15 protein-coding genes and 1 pseudogene are annotated in these 16,544 nt (G+C 66.5%); 11 read left to right on the top strand and 5 right to left on the bottom strand.

Features of this window, described 5'->3' with window-relative positions:
- The 3 genes from ACRDU5_RS09675 to ACRDU5_RS09665 all read left to right on the top strand — a co-directional run.
- The coding region (locus ACRDU5_RS09675; protein ID WP_526614264.1) for a fatty acid kinase subunit FakA-related protein at window positions 1-1,157 on the top strand (1,157 nt) is incomplete at its 5' end.
- Between the two features lie 2 nt (window positions 1,158-1,159).
- Window positions 1,160-3,370: an ATP-dependent DNA helicase RecG gene (recG, locus tag ACRDU5_RS09670; RefSeq protein WP_526614263.1), complete on the top strand. Its 2,211-nt coding sequence runs from the start codon at window positions 1,160-1,162 to the stop codon at window positions 3,368-3,370.
- Window positions 3,367-4,077, top strand: a complete 711-nt coding sequence (locus tag ACRDU5_RS09665; RefSeq protein ID WP_526614262.1) for a GmrSD restriction endonuclease domain-containing protein — start codon at window positions 3,367-3,369, stop codon at window positions 4,075-4,077. The genes recG and ACRDU5_RS09665 overlap by 4 nt, the downstream gene beginning before the upstream one ends.
- 293 nt (window positions 4,078-4,370) lie before the next feature.
- On the opposite strand, the gene ACRDU5_RS09660 is transcribed toward ACRDU5_RS09665, so the two are convergent.
- On the bottom strand, window positions 4,371-4,820 hold the full coding sequence (locus tag ACRDU5_RS09660; protein WP_526614261.1) for a hypothetical protein: 450 nt from the start codon (window positions 4,818-4,820) through the stop codon (window positions 4,371-4,373).
- Window positions 4,821-4,922: 102 nt separating this feature from the next.
- Between ACRDU5_RS09660 and ACRDU5_RS09655 the strand changes: the two genes are divergently transcribed.
- Window positions 4,923-5,615, top strand: a complete 693-nt coding sequence (locus ACRDU5_RS09655) for a TetR/AcrR family transcriptional regulator (RefSeq protein ID WP_526614260.1) — start codon at window positions 4,923-4,925, stop codon at window positions 5,613-5,615.
- Between the two features lie 40 nt (window positions 5,616-5,655).
- Here the strand turns inward: ACRDU5_RS09655 and ACRDU5_RS09650 are convergent.
- A pseudogene (locus tag ACRDU5_RS09650) lies at window positions 5,656-5,823 on the bottom strand (IS256 family transposase); the annotation flags it as partial.
- Between the two features lie 222 nt (window positions 5,824-6,045).
- The gene (locus tag ACRDU5_RS09645) at window positions 6,046-6,744 is read right to left on the bottom strand and encodes a TetR/AcrR family transcriptional regulator (protein WP_526614259.1); all 699 of its coding nucleotides are present in this window, start codon (window positions 6,742-6,744) and stop codon (window positions 6,046-6,048) included.
- Between the two features lie 124 nt (window positions 6,745-6,868).
- Between ACRDU5_RS09645 and ACRDU5_RS09640 the strand changes: the two genes are divergently transcribed.
- Entirely contained in the window at window positions 6,869-8,182 is a 1,314-nt protein-coding gene (locus tag ACRDU5_RS09640) for a cytochrome P450 (RefSeq protein ID WP_526614257.1), read from the top strand.
- Between the two features lie 51 nt (window positions 8,183-8,233).
- Here ACRDU5_RS09640 and ACRDU5_RS09635 read toward each other — a convergent pair whose 3' ends face one another.
- A complete protein-coding gene (locus tag ACRDU5_RS09635; RefSeq protein WP_526614256.1) occupies window positions 8,234-9,073 on the bottom strand; it encodes an aldo/keto reductase in 840 nt (279 codons plus the stop codon).
- Window positions 9,074-9,078: 5 nt separating this feature from the next.
- Window positions 9,079-9,909, bottom strand: coding sequence for an aldo/keto reductase (locus ACRDU5_RS09630; RefSeq protein ID WP_526614255.1), 831 nt, complete (start codon window positions 9,907-9,909; stop codon window positions 9,079-9,081).
- On the opposite strand from ACRDU5_RS09630, the gene ACRDU5_RS09625 reads away from it, so the two are divergent.
- The 6 genes from ACRDU5_RS09625 to ACRDU5_RS09600 all read left to right on the top strand — a co-directional run.
- Window positions 9,908-11,020 carry an alpha/beta hydrolase gene (locus ACRDU5_RS09625; RefSeq protein ID WP_526614254.1) on the top strand — a complete coding sequence of 371 codons (1,113 nt, stop codon included), beginning with the start codon at window positions 9,908-9,910 and terminating at the stop codon, window positions 11,018-11,020. The genes ACRDU5_RS09630 and ACRDU5_RS09625 overlap by 2 nt on opposite strands.
- Before the next feature lie 34 nt (window positions 11,021-11,054).
- Entirely contained in the window at window positions 11,055-11,822 is a 768-nt protein-coding gene (locus tag ACRDU5_RS09620) for a DsbA family protein (RefSeq protein ID WP_526614253.1), read from the top strand.
- A complete protein-coding gene (locus ACRDU5_RS09615) occupies window positions 11,819-12,445 on the top strand; it encodes a vitamin K epoxide reductase family protein (protein ID WP_526614252.1) in 627 nt (208 codons plus the stop codon). Before ACRDU5_RS09620 ends, ACRDU5_RS09615 begins: the two co-directional genes overlap by 4 nt.
- A gap of 34 nt (window positions 12,446-12,479) precedes the next feature.
- Complete coding sequence (locus ACRDU5_RS09610) at window positions 12,480-15,872, top strand: pyruvate carboxylase (RefSeq protein ID WP_526614251.1); 3,393 nt, start codon at window positions 12,480-12,482, stop codon at window positions 15,870-15,872.
- Window positions 15,869-16,429 carry a 16S rRNA (guanine(966)-N(2))-methyltransferase RsmD gene (rsmD, locus tag ACRDU5_RS09605; RefSeq protein ID WP_526614266.1) on the top strand — a complete coding sequence of 187 codons (561 nt, stop codon included), beginning with the start codon at window positions 15,869-15,871 and terminating at the stop codon, window positions 16,427-16,429. The genes ACRDU5_RS09610 and rsmD overlap by 4 nt, the downstream gene beginning before the upstream one ends.
- Window positions 16,430-16,447: 18 nt before the next feature.
- Window positions 16,448-16,544 (top strand): adenylyltransferase/cytidyltransferase family protein (locus ACRDU5_RS09600; protein ID WP_526614265.1); only part of this gene is annotated, 97 nt, incomplete at its 3' end.

Genomic DNA, 16,544 nt, shown 5'->3' with positions numbered 1-16,544 from the left:
GCGCCGACCTCGCCGGTGCGGTCATCGCCGCCGACGACGCGGCGGCGGTCGCCCTCGACAAGACCACCCAGCAGCTCGACGTGCTCGCCGCCGCCGGGGTGGTCGACGCCGGCGGCCGCGGACTGCTGGTGCTGCTCGACGCGCTCACCGCCACACTCACCGGTCACGCGCCGACCCGCCAGGAGTACGTGCCGTCCCCGCCGGAGGTTGAAATCAGCGCCGCCGCACCCGCACCACCGCGGTTCGAGGTGATGTATCTGCTGAGCGGCTGCGAAGCCGACGGGGTGGAAAAGCTGCGCCAACGGCTCGACGAGCTGGGCGACTCGGTTGCCATCGCGGCGTCCTCGGAGGGCACCGGCCACTACTCGGTGCACGTGCACTCCGATGACGCCGGCGGCGCCGTCGAGGCGGCGCTGCCGTTCGGTACCCCGGGCCGGATCCAGATCACCGCGCTCACCGCGGCCATCGGCACGCACGCGCCCGGCGGCTGGACCCGGGAACGTGCGGTGCTCGCCGTTGTCGACGGTGACGGGGCGGCCGAGCTGTTCGCCGGCGAAGGTGCCCACGTGCTGCGACCGGACCCGACCTCCGCGGTGACTGCCAAGCACCTGCTGCGAGGCCTGGTCGACACGGGCGCCGCGCAGATCATGGTGTTGCCCAACGGTTATGTCGCCGCCGAGGAACTGGTCGCCGGCTGCACTGCCGCGATCGGCTGGGGCATCGACGTGGTGCCGGTACCCGCCGGGTCGATGGTGCAGGGGCTGGCCGCGCTGGCGGTGCACGATGCCGACCGGCAAGCCGTCGACGACGGCTACACGATGGCCCGCGCCGCCGCGGGCGCCCGGCACGGCTCGGTGCGGGTCGCCACCCAGGAGGCGTTGACCTGGGCCGGGGCCTGTCAACCGGGCGACGGGCTGGGCATCGCGGGCGACGAGGTGCTGATCGTCGCGGCGGACATCACCGCCGCCGCCGCGGGCCTGATTGACCTGCTGCTGGTTGCGGGGGGAGAGCTCGTCACGGTTCTCAGCGGCGCCGACGTTGATCCGAGCGTTGGCGAGGCCCTGGTGGAGCACGTGCATCGCCGGCACCTGGGCGCCGAGCTGGTGACCTACCACACCGGCCACAGCGGCGACGCGCTGCTGATCGGGGTCGAGTAGCTGTGGCAACGCTGACCGACCGGCTCGACAACGTTATCGGCAAGTCTTCGGCGCAGAAGCTCGAGAAACACTTCGGAATTCGCACCGTCAACGACCTGCTGCGGCATTACCCGCGCACGTACAGCGAGGGCATGACCGTGCTCGGCGAGGACCGTGAGCCCCCCGAGGAAGGCGAGCACATCACCTTCGTCGACACGATCACCAAGGCCGACGTTCGCTGGACAAACCGAAAACCGAAGCGGGAATACCTCGTCGTGACCCTTGGGGAACGCAGACCCAAGGTGACCGCCACCTTCTTCAACGCCAGATTCCTGAAGAAGAGTTTGGTTCAGGGCACACGCGTGATGCTGTCGGGCGAGGTCGGCTACTACAAGGGCACAATGCAATTGACGCATCCCGCCTTCTTGATCCTCGACCCGACGGGCCGCAGAAGGGGTACCAAGTCGCTAGCCAAGATCGCTGAAGCATCGCAGGCCGGCACGGATGATGAACTGCTGTCGGCATTCGAGCGCGACTTCTTCCCGATCTACCCGGCCAGCGCCAAGGTGCAGAGCTGGGACCTCTACGCGTGTGTGCGCCAAGTCCTCGACGTACTCGACCCGATAGCGGACCCGCTGCCGGAATCGGTGCTGCGGCAGCGAAATCTTATATCCGAAGACGAGGCGCTCCGGGCGATCCACCTCGCCGAGAACGCGGCCGAACGTGAGCGCGCCAGTGACCGGCTGACATTCGACGAGGCCGCGGGGCTGCAATGGGCTCTGGTCGCTCGACGGTACGGCGATCTGTCCGAGACCGGTCCTGCCGCGCCGCGCACCCCCGGCGGTCTGATGGCCGCGCTGACCGACCGGCTGCCTTTCGAATTGACAAGCGGCCAGCGCGAAGTCCTCGACACGCTGTCGACCGAGATCACCGCGACCCGTCCGATGAACCGAATGCTGCAAGGCGAAGTCGGTTCGGGCAAGACCATTGTCTCGGTGCTGGCCATGCTGCAGCTGATCGACGCCGGCTATCAGTGCGCGCTGCTGGCACCCACCGAAGTCCTTGCCGCCCAACACGCCCGGTCGATCCGCGACGTGCTGGGTCCGCTGGCGATGGGCGGTCAGCTGGGCGGTGCGGAAGGTGCGACGCGCGTGGCGCTGCTCACCGGATCGATGTCATCCCAACAGAAACGGCAGGTGCGCGACGAGGTCGCGTCCGGTGAGGCGGGCATCGTGATCGGCACGCACGCCCTGCTGCAGGATGCTGTGGACTTCAAGCGACTTGGCATGGTGGTGGTCGACGAGCAGCACCGATTCGGCGTTGAACAACGAGATCGGCTGCGCGCCAAGGCTCCCGAAGGCGTGACGCCCCATCTGCTGGTGATGACGGCCACTCCGATCCCGAGAACGGTAGCGCTGACGGTGTTCGGCGACCTTGAGACGGCAACACTGCGCGAACTGCCGCGGGGTCGCCAGCCCATCGCGACGAACACGATATTCGTCAAGGAGAAACCGCAGTGGCTCAACCGTGCCTGGCAGCGGATCATCGAGGAGGTTCGCGACGGGTGCCAGGCCTATGTGGTGGCGCCGCGCATCGACGAGTCGGACGAGGGTGGCAAGGGAGACGGGCCGCCGTCCACCACGGTGGTCGAGCTGTTCGAGCATCTTCGGCACGGACCGCTGTCGGGTCTGCGGCTCGGTTTGATGCACGGGCGGTTGCCGGCCGACGACAAGGACGCGGTGATGGCCGCGTTCCGGGACGGGCAGATCGATGTTCTGATCTGTACGACGGTCATCGAGGTGGGCGTCGACGTGCCGAACGCGACAGTGATGTTGGTGATGGACGCCGACCGGTTCGGCGTCAGCCAGCTGCATCAGTTGCGCGGCCGCATCGGCCGCGGCGAACACGCCAGCCTGTGCCTGCTGACAACTCGACTGCCGGAGGGTTCCAAAGCGGGACAGCGGTTGAAGGCGGTAGCGGGCACGCTGGATGGTTTCGAACTCGCCGACCTGGATCTGCGAGAGCGCCGGGAGGGAGACGTGTTGGGGCACAGTCAATCCGGTCGACCCATCACACTGCGGTTCTTGTCACTGTCCGACCATCGAGAAGTCATCGAGGCCGCGCGAGAGTTCTGCGAGTCACGCTACCAGGAGAATCCTGAAGACCGCGGAATGTGGGTATTGGCAGCACAATTCAGTGACACCGACCGTGTCGAGTACCTGGACAAGGCATGAGCCGCAAACGTCTGGTCTGGCTGGCCGCGGCGGTCGCACTTGCGGTGCTGGTGGCCTACCAGGCGATGGCGTCGGCGGATCAACGCGCGGCATGGTTCGTCGCGCAGGCCGACATTCCCACCGTCGCACCGGGTGTCGACGTGCTGTCGGCAGTAGCGGAGGTGCCAGTGCGGATCCACGGCTACGACTACCGCAGGGCCGCGTTCGGCGACGCGTGGGCCGACGATAACAATGCGCCCGGCGGGCATAACGGCTGCGACACCCGCAACGACATCCTTGATCGGGATCTGGTCGACAAAACCTATGTGTCGATCAAGCGGTGTCCCAACGCGGTAGCCACCGGCACACTGCACGACCCGTACACCAACGACACCATCGCGTTCATGCGCGGCGAGAAGACCGGCGCGGCCGTGCAAATCGAGCACATCGTGCCGTTGGCGTACGCATGGGACATGGGTGCACGGAACTGGACCGACCAGATGCGCGTACGTTTCGCCAACGACCCGGCCAACCTGCTGGCGGTAGAGGGCCAGGCCAATCAGGACAAGGGCGATAAGGAGCCCGCGCACTGGATGCCGCCCAACGCTGCTTTCCACTGCCAGTACGCGATGCAGTTCATCGCGGTGCTGCGTGGCTACGGACTTCCAGTCGACGCACCATCGGTGCCCGTGCTACGCCAAGCGACAGCGACATGCCCTAGTGGTTAGGCCTGGGCTGCGACTGGATACCGACTCTCAAGGCACCTCCAGATCGACACATTCTTCAGACGACCGATGGTCACATACGTGGCGACAATCGGGTCTCGGAACCTGCGCGTAGCACGCGGTCGATTGTGTCAAGTCGAAGCGGCCCCAGCGCGACGGTGTGAATTGGCCAGTCACGCCAGGTTTGCGCCCCGCGGAGTGGTGTAAGTCGAGCGCTGTTTCACCTGAGGCTCTGCGGGTTTCAACCATGCCGTGGTGGCGCCGAGTGTGCAAAAGGGTTCGTGGAATTGAATGAACTATCCCGGGATACTCGCGCGGGTTGGTTCGCTGGTTTTGATGGGTGGAAACCAGGGCGTTCCCCGCAGCGGGCGGTAGTCGGCGACGGCGAAGGCGGTTGCAGCTGCTGAGATCAGCGCGCCGAAGACGCCGGGCTGACGGGTGGCGTGTTCGGGAAAGTCAAAGGGAATCAGCCAGGCGAGCAGCAACATTGAGGTGGTGTTGAGTAAGTCGGTTGCGGCGATAAGCGATAGATCAGGGCGGCCCACGCCGTATTGCCCGCCGGTGATCGCCGTGGCGATCCCGAACACGCCAGCGACCAGGAACAGCACGGCGGCCACTGTGTTGAACTGCCAACCGGTGCGGTTGATGCCCTCAACGCCCGCCCAGGGCAGAAAGAGCGCCAATATCAAGGATGCGCCGCCGGCGCCGGCGATCAGCCGTCGGTATACGGGCGTTTTAGCAGCCATGTCGGTCCTCCGGGTGATTGGGGCGGGTGGCCCGCTTACGTTGCTATAACAATTGTTATTCCTAGTCAGGAACATAACGCTTGTTATAGCATCATGTCAATGATGCCGTCGACCGACACCTCGTTGAGCGCCCGAGACCGCCTCGTGGCCGCCGCTTTGGCCGTGCTCGAGAGAGACGGACCGGCGGCGATCCAAGCGCGAACACTGGCGGGCGAGATCGGCGCGTCCACGATGGCGGTGTACACGCACTTCGGGGGCATGCCCACGCTGATCGAAGCGGTGATGCGTGAAGGGCTTGCGCGCTTCGCCGAGCACACTCGCGGGGTGCCCCACACCGACGACCCGATGGCTGATCTCATCGCTGGCGGACTGGCCTACGGCGAGTTCGCGATGCAAAACCCGCAGCTGTACCGGTTGCTGTTTGGTCTCAGCGACCTTGGCGGAGTCCACAAGCTCTCAGCCGATGGGGCCACGCCTTGGGATCTCGCCGAAGGAGTCGACGCACTGTCGGTGCTGGTCACTGCGGTCGAGCGGGTCATCGAAGCCGGGCGGATCCGACCGCAGGAGCCGACCCCTGCGGCCACCCAGATCTTGAGTGCCACCCACGGATTCGTGCTGCTGGCGATGAGCGGACTCATCGACTCCCAAGGACTGCAAGACGTGATGGCCCCGATGGCGATCAACTTGATGGTGGGTCTCGGCGACACGCGCCGGCGCGCGGAACGCTCCCTGGCCGCTGCGATCAAAGCGCGCGCTTCTCAGCGACGAAACCAATCACGCCGCGGGGTCGTGTGACTCAAGCGGGTATTTCGCCTGAGGACTCTGCGGTTTTCCGCTATGCCGTGAGCTCCGGGGGAGCTGCGACCGTCTGCTGGGGTTGGTCGCCGGGATTGAGCAAGGCCAGGGTGGCCTCGGAGAGGTAGCGATTGTCGGCGACCTGCCATTCGTCGTGGGCTTCGACGAGCACCACGCCGGCAAGCCGCAGCAGGGCGGCCGGGTTAGGCGATGACGGCCATGTAGCGCAAGCGAGGAGCCCAGAGTTTCTGGATTGGGTTCGTCACATATCTGTTGAACCGAGCGATGATCCGCATCACCCGCGGGCCAAGGACTGACGAGATTCGCGCCGCAACCGCCGCGACCGAGTTTGCGACTTGATTTGCCATGTTCACGCCAAAAGCCAAAACCTACACTTCGATCCGAAAGGCCGTCAGTCCGCCGGCTCGGCTCAACTCCGCAGCCCAGCGGACGACGTCGCGGATCGGGTAGGCCCGGTGATCATCGGCAGGAGGTAGTCGCGCACATATGCACGCGTGTCGTCGATGGTGGCCAGATTGATGCAGGTGTGTCGGGTGACGATGAAGGACAGCGTCAGGCGGGTCTGTAGTTCTGCGACGGTTCGCAGGTGGCGCTCTTGGGCCGGTGTTGTGGACGTCGCGCCGTAGAGATCGGCCCGCAACTGCACAACAGCGTGCTCGGTGGCGAAATCGACGATGGCGCCGGCATCGACGGTCAGGCTTGGCAGGATCGTTTCGGGCTCGGTGCGGAGCAATTTCTTGAGCAGCTGATGCTCTCGCAGAAACGTCACGGTGAAGACGGTGCCGTAGACCAGGCGGTCTTCGAGAGTGGTGGCGCGCGAGCGGGCCAGCGCGCTGCCCTCGAGGTAGCGGCGCACTTCGGCGAGGACCACGGCGTCGATGAGCGCTGTCTTGGTGGGGAAGCGCCGGTAGAGGGTGGCACGCCCGACGCCGCTGCGGCGGGCGACATCTTCCATGGTGGTGCGACGGATTCCGATGAGTTCGGCCTGCTCGAGTGTGGCGCTCAGGATCCGGGTGGTGATCTCGTCCGGGTGGTCGATCTGAGCCAGAACCGCAGGATCGGGAGCGGTAAGTCGCTGCACGAATTCCGCCGTCCGCGTCGACGTCACTGGATTCCTTGCTCCTTCGTTGAGGTGGCCGTATCGTAGCGATTGAACCACAAGAGACATTGAGTGTCTCATTATCTCGCACGTCTCATTGTAGCGGTGTGCCTTCGCGGGGGAGGGATCGATTATGCGTGTCGGCCTCTGGGCCCGGTGGGCGGCAATGCACGGTGTACCTCGGGCGTTCTTCGCGGTTCAGGCGTGGAAGGGCGACCCGTTGGCCCGGCTGATGGCCAATCACGGACGCGGCCAGGATCCCTATCCGCTGATGGAAGAGATCCGGGTGCGCGGTTCAGTGGTGCGCACACCGTTTGTGTGGGTGAGCGTCGATCTTCAAGTCTGTCGAGAAATCCTGCGAGACAAGAGATTCGGGGTCACAGCCCCGACAGACATGGACTTGCCGCGACCGCTGCGCAGGCTGATCTCAAGGACCGACCCCGGCGTGGCCAACCCAGTGGAGCCGCCCGCCATGGTCATTGTGAATCCACCCGATCACACCCGCTACAGGCAACTGGTCGCTCACAGCTTCACCCCGCGCGCGATCGACACGCTCAGCACCCGAGTCGCCGAAGTGACCAACGAACTTATCGACAGGATCGCTGCCACACCGCAACCCGATCTGATCGCTGATTTCGCCGCCCAACTGCCCGTCGCAATCATCGCCGAGATCCTCGATCTTCCCGCCGACACCCACCCGCGCATGTTGGGGTGGGGTCACAGCGGCGCCCCGCTGCTGGACATCGGCATCGGCTGGAAGACCTACCGCCGCGCCATCGACGGCATGCGCGACGTCGATGTTTACCTACGCGAGCACTTCCGCCAACTGTGCGCCGCTGAGCCCGGCGACAATCCGTTCAGCCGCCTGGCCGCCGATGGCACCCTGTCCGACCGCGAACTCACCGCCAACGCCGCGCTGATCATCGGTGCGGGCTTTGAGACCACGGTGAATCTGATCGGCAACGGCATCGTCCTGCTGCTGCAGCACCCCGAGCAGCTGGCACTGTTGCGCGATGACCCCGACCTGTGGCCCGCCGCCATCGAGGAGATCCTGCGGATCGACAGCCCCGTCCAGATGACCGCACGCACACCGGATTGCGACGTCGAAATCGCCGGACAGCACATCGCCGCCGGCGACATGGTCGCGCTGCTTCTCGGCGGCGCCAACCGCGACCCACGCGTATTCCCCGACCCCCACCGCTTCGATATCACCCGGACCAATGCACGAGAGCACCTGGCCTTCGGCTCCGGCGTGCACGCCTGCATGGGCGCTGCGCTGGCCCGAATACAGGGTGCCATCGCCTTGCGCGCACTGTTCGAAACGTTTCCCGATCTGCGCCTCACCGCACCCCCGCAACGCCGGCACCTGGTCAACTTGTACGGATTCAGCCGACTGCCAGCGCAACTCGGCAACAGGCGGCCAACATCCGCAGAACTACGCGCATGAGCCCACCGCTTACCTACCTGGCATCGTCAAGTCGAGTGGCCCGGGTCGCGGTTAGGTGCCGGAATAGGTATCGGGATTCGGCCGAAACCGCGTGCCGTCGTCCAGGCCGTTCAGCGTGGTCATCTCGTCCTCGGTCAGCTCGAAGTCGAACACGTCGAGGTTTTCCTTGATGCGGTCCGGCGACGACGAGCGGGGGATGACGACGTTGCCGAGCTGAATGCTCCACCGGATCAACACCTGCGCGGGTGACTTGCCGTGCGCTTGCGCGATCGAGGCGACCGCCGGGTTGTCCAGCAGCTGGCCGATGCCCAACGGGCTATAGGCCTCGGTGACGATGCCGTGTTCGCCGTGGGTGGCGCGCAGCTCGGCCTGATTGAGCCGCGGGTGCAGCTCGACCTGGTTGACCGCCGGAACGAAGAACGACAGGTCGATGATCATCGACAGGTGCTCGGCGCTGAAGTTGGACACCCCGATCGAGCGGGCGTGGCCGCCCCCGAAGGACTTCATGATGCCGCCCCAGCTGTCGACGTACGCGCCGCGCTCTTCGGCGGGCCAATGAATGAGGTAGAGATCCACGTAGTCGAGGCCGAGCCGGTCCAGGCTCGCCTTGCAGGCGTCCTGAGACGACTGGAAACCCTGATCACCGGTGGCCAGCTTGGTGGTGACGAACAACTCGGAGCGCGGCACGCCCGAGGCGGCGATGGCGCGACCCACGGCGGGCTCGTTACCGTACGCGGCGGCGGTGTCGATCAACCGGTAGCCGGCGTCCAACGCCGCCGATACCGCCCGTTCGGTTTCGTCGTCCGACAGATCCGCGACGCCGAGACCGATCACCGGAATCGTGTGTTCGTCGTTGAGAGTGACGGTGGGAATCGCAGCCGCCGACGTCATGTCACCTACCCTGTGAAATTGAAGCTTCGTGGATCGGGACCCAGCCGCGTTCCGTCGTCGAGCGCAGAAATCGCGCCCATGTCGTTCTCGCTCAGCTCGAAGTCGAACACGTCGAAGTTACTCACAATCCGCTCGGGGGTCACCGACTTGGGGATGACGATATTACCGAGTTGGATATGCCACCTAATCAGTACCTGCGCCGGGGTTTTCCCCGCGGCCTTCGCAACCTCGGTGATGACCGGGTTCCCCAACAGCGATCCCCGCCCCAGCGGGCTCCATGCCTCGGTGGCAATGCCCAGTTGAGCATGCATTTCGCGCAATTGGAGCTGCGGGAGCAGCGGATGCAGCTCCACCTGGTTGACCGTCGGCACGATCCCGGTTGCGTCGATCAAAATCCGCAGGTGCTCGGGCTCGAAGTTGCTCACCCCGATCGAGGAGATCAGGCCCTGGTCGCGCAGGTGGGCGAAGGCCTTGAAGGTGTCGACGAACGTGTTGCCCGCCGGCATCGGCCAGTGGATGAGATAGAGGTCGAGGCGGTCGACACCGAGCCGTCGAAGGCTGGCGTCGAACGCGGCCAGCGTGTCGTCGTATCCCTGGTCGGCGTTCCACAGCTTGGTGACCACGAAGACGTCGTCACGGGGAATCCCGGAGTTGGCGACCGCTCGGCCGGTCTGCACCTCGTTGCCGTACGCTGCGGCCGTGTCGATATGCCGGTAACCGGCGTCCAGCGCAGTCGCCACCGCCCGTTCGGTGGCCTCCGGTGGCGTCAGGTAAACGCCCAGCCCGACCTGGGGTATCGCATTACCGTCGTTCAGGGTTATTGAGGGAGGAGCCATGGCTCAAAGTCTGCCAGCCCAGACCACCTCGCCTGCCGGCTCGACGGTGAAGCCCAGTGCCCGTGACGCCGTGCTGAACGCCGCGGCCGGCGTCACACTGCGCACCATGCCGCGGATACCCGACCGCCTCAAGCGGCTGTTCATGGGTGGCCGCTCGGTCACCGTGGACGGCAACACCCTGGACACCGTGCTGCAGCTGATGCTCACCGCTGAGCACGCCTCCGGTGTCGGCAAGCTGGTGGCCAGCGAGAATGTGGCGATCGCGCGGAGGCAGGCGAGCATTCTGGCCGCGGAGCTCCCCCATGTGGATATCGACGTCGCGGAGACCGATTTGTCGATTCCGGGCCCGGCGGGGGAGATGCGCGCGCGCCACTACCGCCCGGACGAGGCCGAGGCGCCGATGCTGGTCTTTTACCACGGCGGTGGCTTCGTCATCGGCGGCATCGACACCCACGACAACTTGTGCCAGCTCATCTGCCGCGACGCCGGAGTGCACGTGTTGTCGGTCGACTATCGACTGGCACCCGAGCACAAGGCGCCGGCCGCCGCCGACGACGCCTTCGCGGCCTATCGGTGGGCCCTCGAGCACGCCGCCGAACTCGGCGCCGACCCACATCGCGTGGCCGTCGGGGGAGACAGCGCCGGCGGCAACCTCGCCGCCGTGGTCTCACAACGCGCCCGTGACGAGGGCGTTCGGCTGCCGGCCCTGCAGCTGCTGCTCTACCCGGTCACCAACCACGCCAACGACACCCGGTCGCGGAACCTCTTCGCCGATGGATATTGGCTCACCAAGCGCAACATGGACTGGTTCACCGAGAACTACCTGGGCGGTTCCGGCCTCGACCCGGCCGATCCGCGGGTGTCGCCGCTGTTGAGCGATGATCTGTCCGGCCTGCCGCCGGCGCTGGTGCTGACGGGAGGCTTCGATCCGCTCCGCGACGAAGGCAATCAGTACGCCGATGCCTTGCGCGCGGCGGGCAATGCCGTGGACGCCCGCCAGTTCGGTTCGCTCATACATGGCTTCGCCAACTTCATTGCGCTCGGAGGCGGCAGCGCGACGGCAATCGCCGAGATGGCGTCGGCCTTGCGGGCACATCTCAGCCGCGGCTGACAGCGCCCCAAGACGCCGCCGGTACCCTTGACCCGTGGCCAAACCCAAGAAGAACGCCCGCTACGACTTGAAGGCGCAAGACCGCAGGCGCAACCTGGCGATCCAGATCGGCCTGACCGCGACGGTAGTGGTGATCGCCGTTGTGTTGTTCTACGTCATCGTGGCGTCCGGCGATAAGAAGCCCTCGTCCGGCGACGCCAAGTCCGTCCGGGTGACGTCGAGCAACCTCATCACCAAGGAAGGCAGCACCGAACCCAAGGCCGTGCTGTCGCTCTACGAGGACTTCCTGTGCCCACACTGCGGCCAGTTCGAGCAGCAGTTCGGGCCCACGGTGAGCAAGCTCATCGACACCGGAGCGATCGCCGCGGACTACTACATGGTGGCCATCCTGGACTCGCCGCAGACCAAGAACTATTCCTCCCGGGCCGCCGGTGCCGCCTACTGCGTGGCCGACGAAAACAAGGACGCGTTCCGGCGCTTCCACGCCGCGTTGTACGCCCAGCAGCCGGGCGAGCGCTCGTCGACATATCCGACCGATGCGCAGCTGATCGAGATCGCGCGGCAGGCCGGGGCGGGCGGCTCCGTGCCGGACTGCATCAATAAGGGCCGGTACGTCGAGATGGTGAAGGGCCTGGCGCAGGCGACCGACATCAGTTCGACTCCGACGGTGCGCATCAACGGCGAGGACTACAAATACAGCACGCCCGACGAGCTGGTGGCCAAGGTCAAGGAGATCGTCGGTGACGTGCCGGGTCTGATGCCGGCGCCGCCCGCCCCGGAGCCAGCCCCGGTGGGACCGTGACCGTTACCGCCGACAGTCCCGCGCCGCCCGCGACGGCCGAGGGCCGGCCGGGCGTCTCGGTGCGGACCGCCAGCGCGGTGTGGGTGCTGATCGCCGGCGCGCTCGGGCTGGCCGCCGCGGCCACGCTCGCCGTGGAGAAGGTGCGCATCCTGGAGAACCCCGACTACGTGCCGTCCTGCAGCATCAACCCGGTGCTGTCGTGCGGCTCGGTGATGGTCACCCCGCAGGCCGAAGCCTTCGGCTTCCCGAATCCGCTGATCGGCATCGTCTCCTTCACCGTCGTCGTGGTGACCGGGGTGCTGGCGATCGGCAAGGTCGCGCTGCCCCGCTGGTACTGGGCGGGCCTGGCGACCGGGACATTGCTCGGCACCGCGTTCGTGCATTGGCTGATCTTCCAGAGCCTGTACCGGATCGGCGCGCTGTGCCCGTATTGCATGGTGGTCTGGGCTGTCACCATTCCGCTGCTGGTGGTGGTGTCATCCATCGCGCTGCAACCGTCCCCCGACAACGGCGTGGCCGGCGTGCTCTATCAGTGGCGGTGGTCGTTGGTCACGTTGTGGTTCACCGCGCTGGTTCTGCTGATCCTGGTGCGGTTCTGGGACTACTGGTCGACGCTTATCTAGTCGGACCGCAGCACATCGGCGTTAAGGTACGCGGGTGATTTCCAAAATCCTGGTTGCCAACCGCGGGGAAATCGCGATCCGCGCCTTTCGCGCCGCCTACGAGATGGGCATCGCGACGGTCGCGGTCTACCCACACGAGGACCGCAACTCGCTGCACCGGCTCAAGGCCGACGAGTCGTATCAGATCGGCGAGGAGGGCCACCCCGTCCGGGCCTACCTGTCGGTCGAGGAGATCATCCGGGTCGCGCAGCACGCCGGCGCCGACGCGGTCTATCCGGGATACGGATTCCTCTCGGAGAATCCGGACCTGGCTGCCGCCTGCTCCGCGGCGGGCATCACCTTCGTCGGGCCCACCGCCGACGTGCTCGAGCTGACCGGCAACAAGGCGCGCGCGATCGAGGCCGCCCGGGCGGCGGGCCTTCCGGTGCTGACGTCCTCGGCGCCGTCGGCGTCGGTCGAAGAATTGGTGGAAGCCGCGGCAACCATGCAATTCCCGTTGTTCGTCAAGGCGGTGTCCGGCGGGGGCGGCCGCGGGATGCGCCGGGTGACCGAGCCCGTGGCGCTGCCGGAAGCCATCGAGGCGGCCAGTCGCGAGGCCGAGTCGGCGTTCGGCGACCCGATGGTCTACCTGGAGCAGGCCGTGCTCAACCCGCGCCACATCGAGGTGCAGATCCTCGCCGACACCCACGGCAACGTGATGCACCTCTTCGAGCGCGACTGCAGTGTGCAGCGCCGCCACCAGAAAGTCATCGAGCTGGCCCCCGCGCCGAACCTGCCGGCCGAGCTGCGGCAGACCATCTGCGACAACGCGGTGGCGTTCGCCCGCCAGATCAACTACTCCTACGCCGGCACCGTCGAGTTTCTTCTGGACGAACGCGGGCAGGCCGTGTTCATCGAAATGAACCCGCGGATCCAGGTCGAGCACACGGTCACCGAGGAGATCACCGACGTCGATCTGGTCGCCAGCCAGATGCGCATCGCCGACGGGGAGACGCTCGAGCAGATGGGTCTGCGGCAGGACACGCTGGCGGTGCACGGGGCCGCTTTGCAGTGCCGAATCACCACCGAGGATCCCGCCAATGGTTTTCGGCCCGACACCGGTCGCATCACCGGTTACCGGACACCGGGCGGCGCAGGCATCCGGCTCGACGGCGGCTCCCATCTCGGCGCCGAGATCAGCGCCCACTTCGACTCGATGCTGGTCAAGCTCACCTGTCGCGGACGGGATTTCTCCGCGGCGATCGCCCGCGCCCGCCGGGCACTGGCCGAGTTCCGGATCCGGGGCGTGTCGACGAACATCCCGTTCCTGCAGGCGGTTGTCGGAGACTCGGATTTTCGGGCCGGACGGATCAACACCTCGTTCATTGACGAGCGTCCGTACCTGCTGACCGCCCGCACGCCGGCCGACCGCGGCACCAAGATTCTCAACTACCTCGCCGAGGTCACGGTGAACCAGCCGCACGGTCCGCGGCCGTCGACGGTCTACCCCCAGGACAAGCTGCCGGAGATCGACCTCGAGGCGTGGCCGCCCCGTGGCAGCAAGCAGCTGCTGACCGAGGTGGGGCCGGAGGGTTTCGCGCGATGGCTCCGTGAATCCAAGTCCGTCGGTGTCACCGACACGACGTTCCGTGATGCGCATCAGTCGCTGCTGGCGACCCGGCTGCGCACCACCGGATTGCTGATGATCGCGCCCTACATCGCGCGGATGACTCCGCAGCTGTTGTCGATCGAGTGTTGGGGCGGGGCGACTTACGATGTGGCGCTTCGGTTCTTGAAGGAAGATCCGTGGGAGCGGCTAGCGGCGATCCGCCAGGCGGTACCCAACATCTGCCTGCAGATGCTGCTGCGTGGCCGCAATACCGTCGGCTACACCCCTTATCCGGAGAGTGTCACGAGGGCATTCATCGACGAGGCGACGGCCACCGGGATCGACATCTACCGGATCTTCGACGCGCTGAACAATGTCGAGTCGATGCGGCCGGCGATCGACGCGGTGCGCGAAACCGGCACGGCGGTAGCCGAAGTCGCGATGAGCTACACGGGTGACCTGTCCGACCCAGGCGAGAACCTGTACACGCTGGACTATTACCTCAAGCTGGCCGAGCAGATCGTCGATGCCGGCGCGCACGTGCTGGCGATCAAGGACATGGCCGGGCTGTTGCGGCCGCAGGCCGCCACCGCACTGATCGGCGCGCTGCGCGGCCGGTTCGACCTTCCGGTGCACGTGCACACCCACGACACCCCGGGCGGTCAGCTGGCCACCTACCTGTCCGCCTGGCAGGCCGGCGCCAGCGCCGTCGACGGGGCCGCCGCGCCGCTGGCGGGCACCACCAGCCAACCCGCATTGTCGTCGATCGTTGCCGCCGCCGCGCACACCGAGTACGACACCGGCCTGTCGTTGACGTCAGTCTGCGACCTCGAGCCGTACTGGGAAGCGCTGCGAAAGGTGTACGCCCCCTTCGATGTTGCAGCATCCGGGCTGCCTGCCCCGACCGGACGGGTTTATCACCACGAGATCCCGGGTGGTCAGTTGTCGAATCTGCGGCAGCAGGCCATCGCTCTCGGCTTCGGCGATCGCTTCGAGGAGATCGAAGAGAACTATGCCGCCGCCGACCGGGTGCTGGGCAGGCTGGTGAAGGTGACGCCCTCGTCGAAGGTGGTCGGTGACCTCGCCCTTGCGCTGCTCGGCGCCGGCGTCAGCGCCGATGAATTCGCGTCGGATCCAGCACGATTCGACATTCCCGATTCAGTCATCGAATTCCTCCGCGGCGAGTTGGGTGACCCGCCTGGCGGCTGGCCAGAGCCGTTGCGCACCAAAGCATTAGCCGGACGGTCGCCGGCGAAGCCCACCCGAGAGCTCACCGCGGATGACGAGGCGGCGCTCGCGCTGGCCGGCCCCAAGCGCCAGGCCGAACTGAATCGCCTGCTATTCCCGGGTCCGACAAAGGAATTCGAAGCCCACCGCGATCTGTACGGCGACACTTCGAGTCTTTCAGCCAACCAGTTCTTCTACGGGTTGCGGAGCGGCGAAGAACATCGGGTGAAGCTGGAGCGTGGCGTCGAGCTCCTGATCGGGCTGGAGGCGATCTCTGACCCGGACGAGCGGGGCATGCGCACGGTGATGTGCATCCTCAACGGGCAATTGCGTCCGGTGGTGGTGCGCGATCACAGCATCGCCAGCGACGTGCCCGTCGCGGAGAAGGCCGACCGGTCCAACCCCGACCATGTCGCGGCGCCGTTCGCCGGGGTGGTCACCGTCGCCGTTGCGTCCGGCGACGAGGTCAGCGCCGGGCAGACCATCGCCACCATCGAGGCGATGAAGATGGAGGCCGCCATCACCGCGCCCAAGGCCGGCACCGTGAGCCGGGTCGCGGTTTCGCAGACAGCGCAGGTCGAGGGCGGTGACCTGCTGGTGGTGGTCAGCTGACCCGCATCATCGCCGGCAGGCTGGGCGGGCGGCGCATCGCGGTGCCGCGGCGCGGCACCCGCCCGACCACGGACCGGGTACGCGAATCGCTGTTCAACGTGCTGGCCGCCAGGATGGACCTCACCGGTGCCGCGGTGCTCGATTTGTACGCCGGCTCCGGGGCGCTCGGGCTGGAGGCGGTGTCACGGGGCGCGGCGTCGGCGATATTCGTGGAGTCCGATCAGCGAGCCGCGGCGGTAATCGAACAGAACATCGCGGCGCTGGGCATCGAAGGGGTGGCGAGCCTACGCCGGTCCGCGGTCGCCGCCGCGCTGGCGGCGTGCAGCGACCGGCCCGTCGACCTGGTGCTCGCCGACCCGCCATATGAGGTGGACGCCGTCGAGATCGAGGACATTATCACCGCTCTGACCGCGACGGGATGGGCCGGGCCCGGCACCGTCGCGGCGGTGGAGCGCGCCGCAGCGCGCCCGCAGCTGCGTTGGCCGGCCGGGTGGGCGGTGTGGCCGGAACGGAAATACGGCGACACCCGCCTGGAGATGGCGCAGCTGAATCGCTGACCTGTACGGTCATCGACCATGAGCGGCGCGGTATGTCCCGGATCGTTCGACCCGGTGACCCTCGGCCACATCGACATCTTCGAGCGTGCGGCCGCCCAGTTCGACGAGGTCGTGG

The sequence above is a fragment of the Mycobacterium sp. genome (assembly GCF_050701515.1).
Classification (GTDB): domain Bacteria; phylum Actinomycetota; class Actinomycetes; order Mycobacteriales; family Mycobacteriaceae; genus Mycobacterium.
Note: the sequence above shows the minus strand (reverse complement) of the source record. Positions and strands in the feature narration are given on the sequence as shown.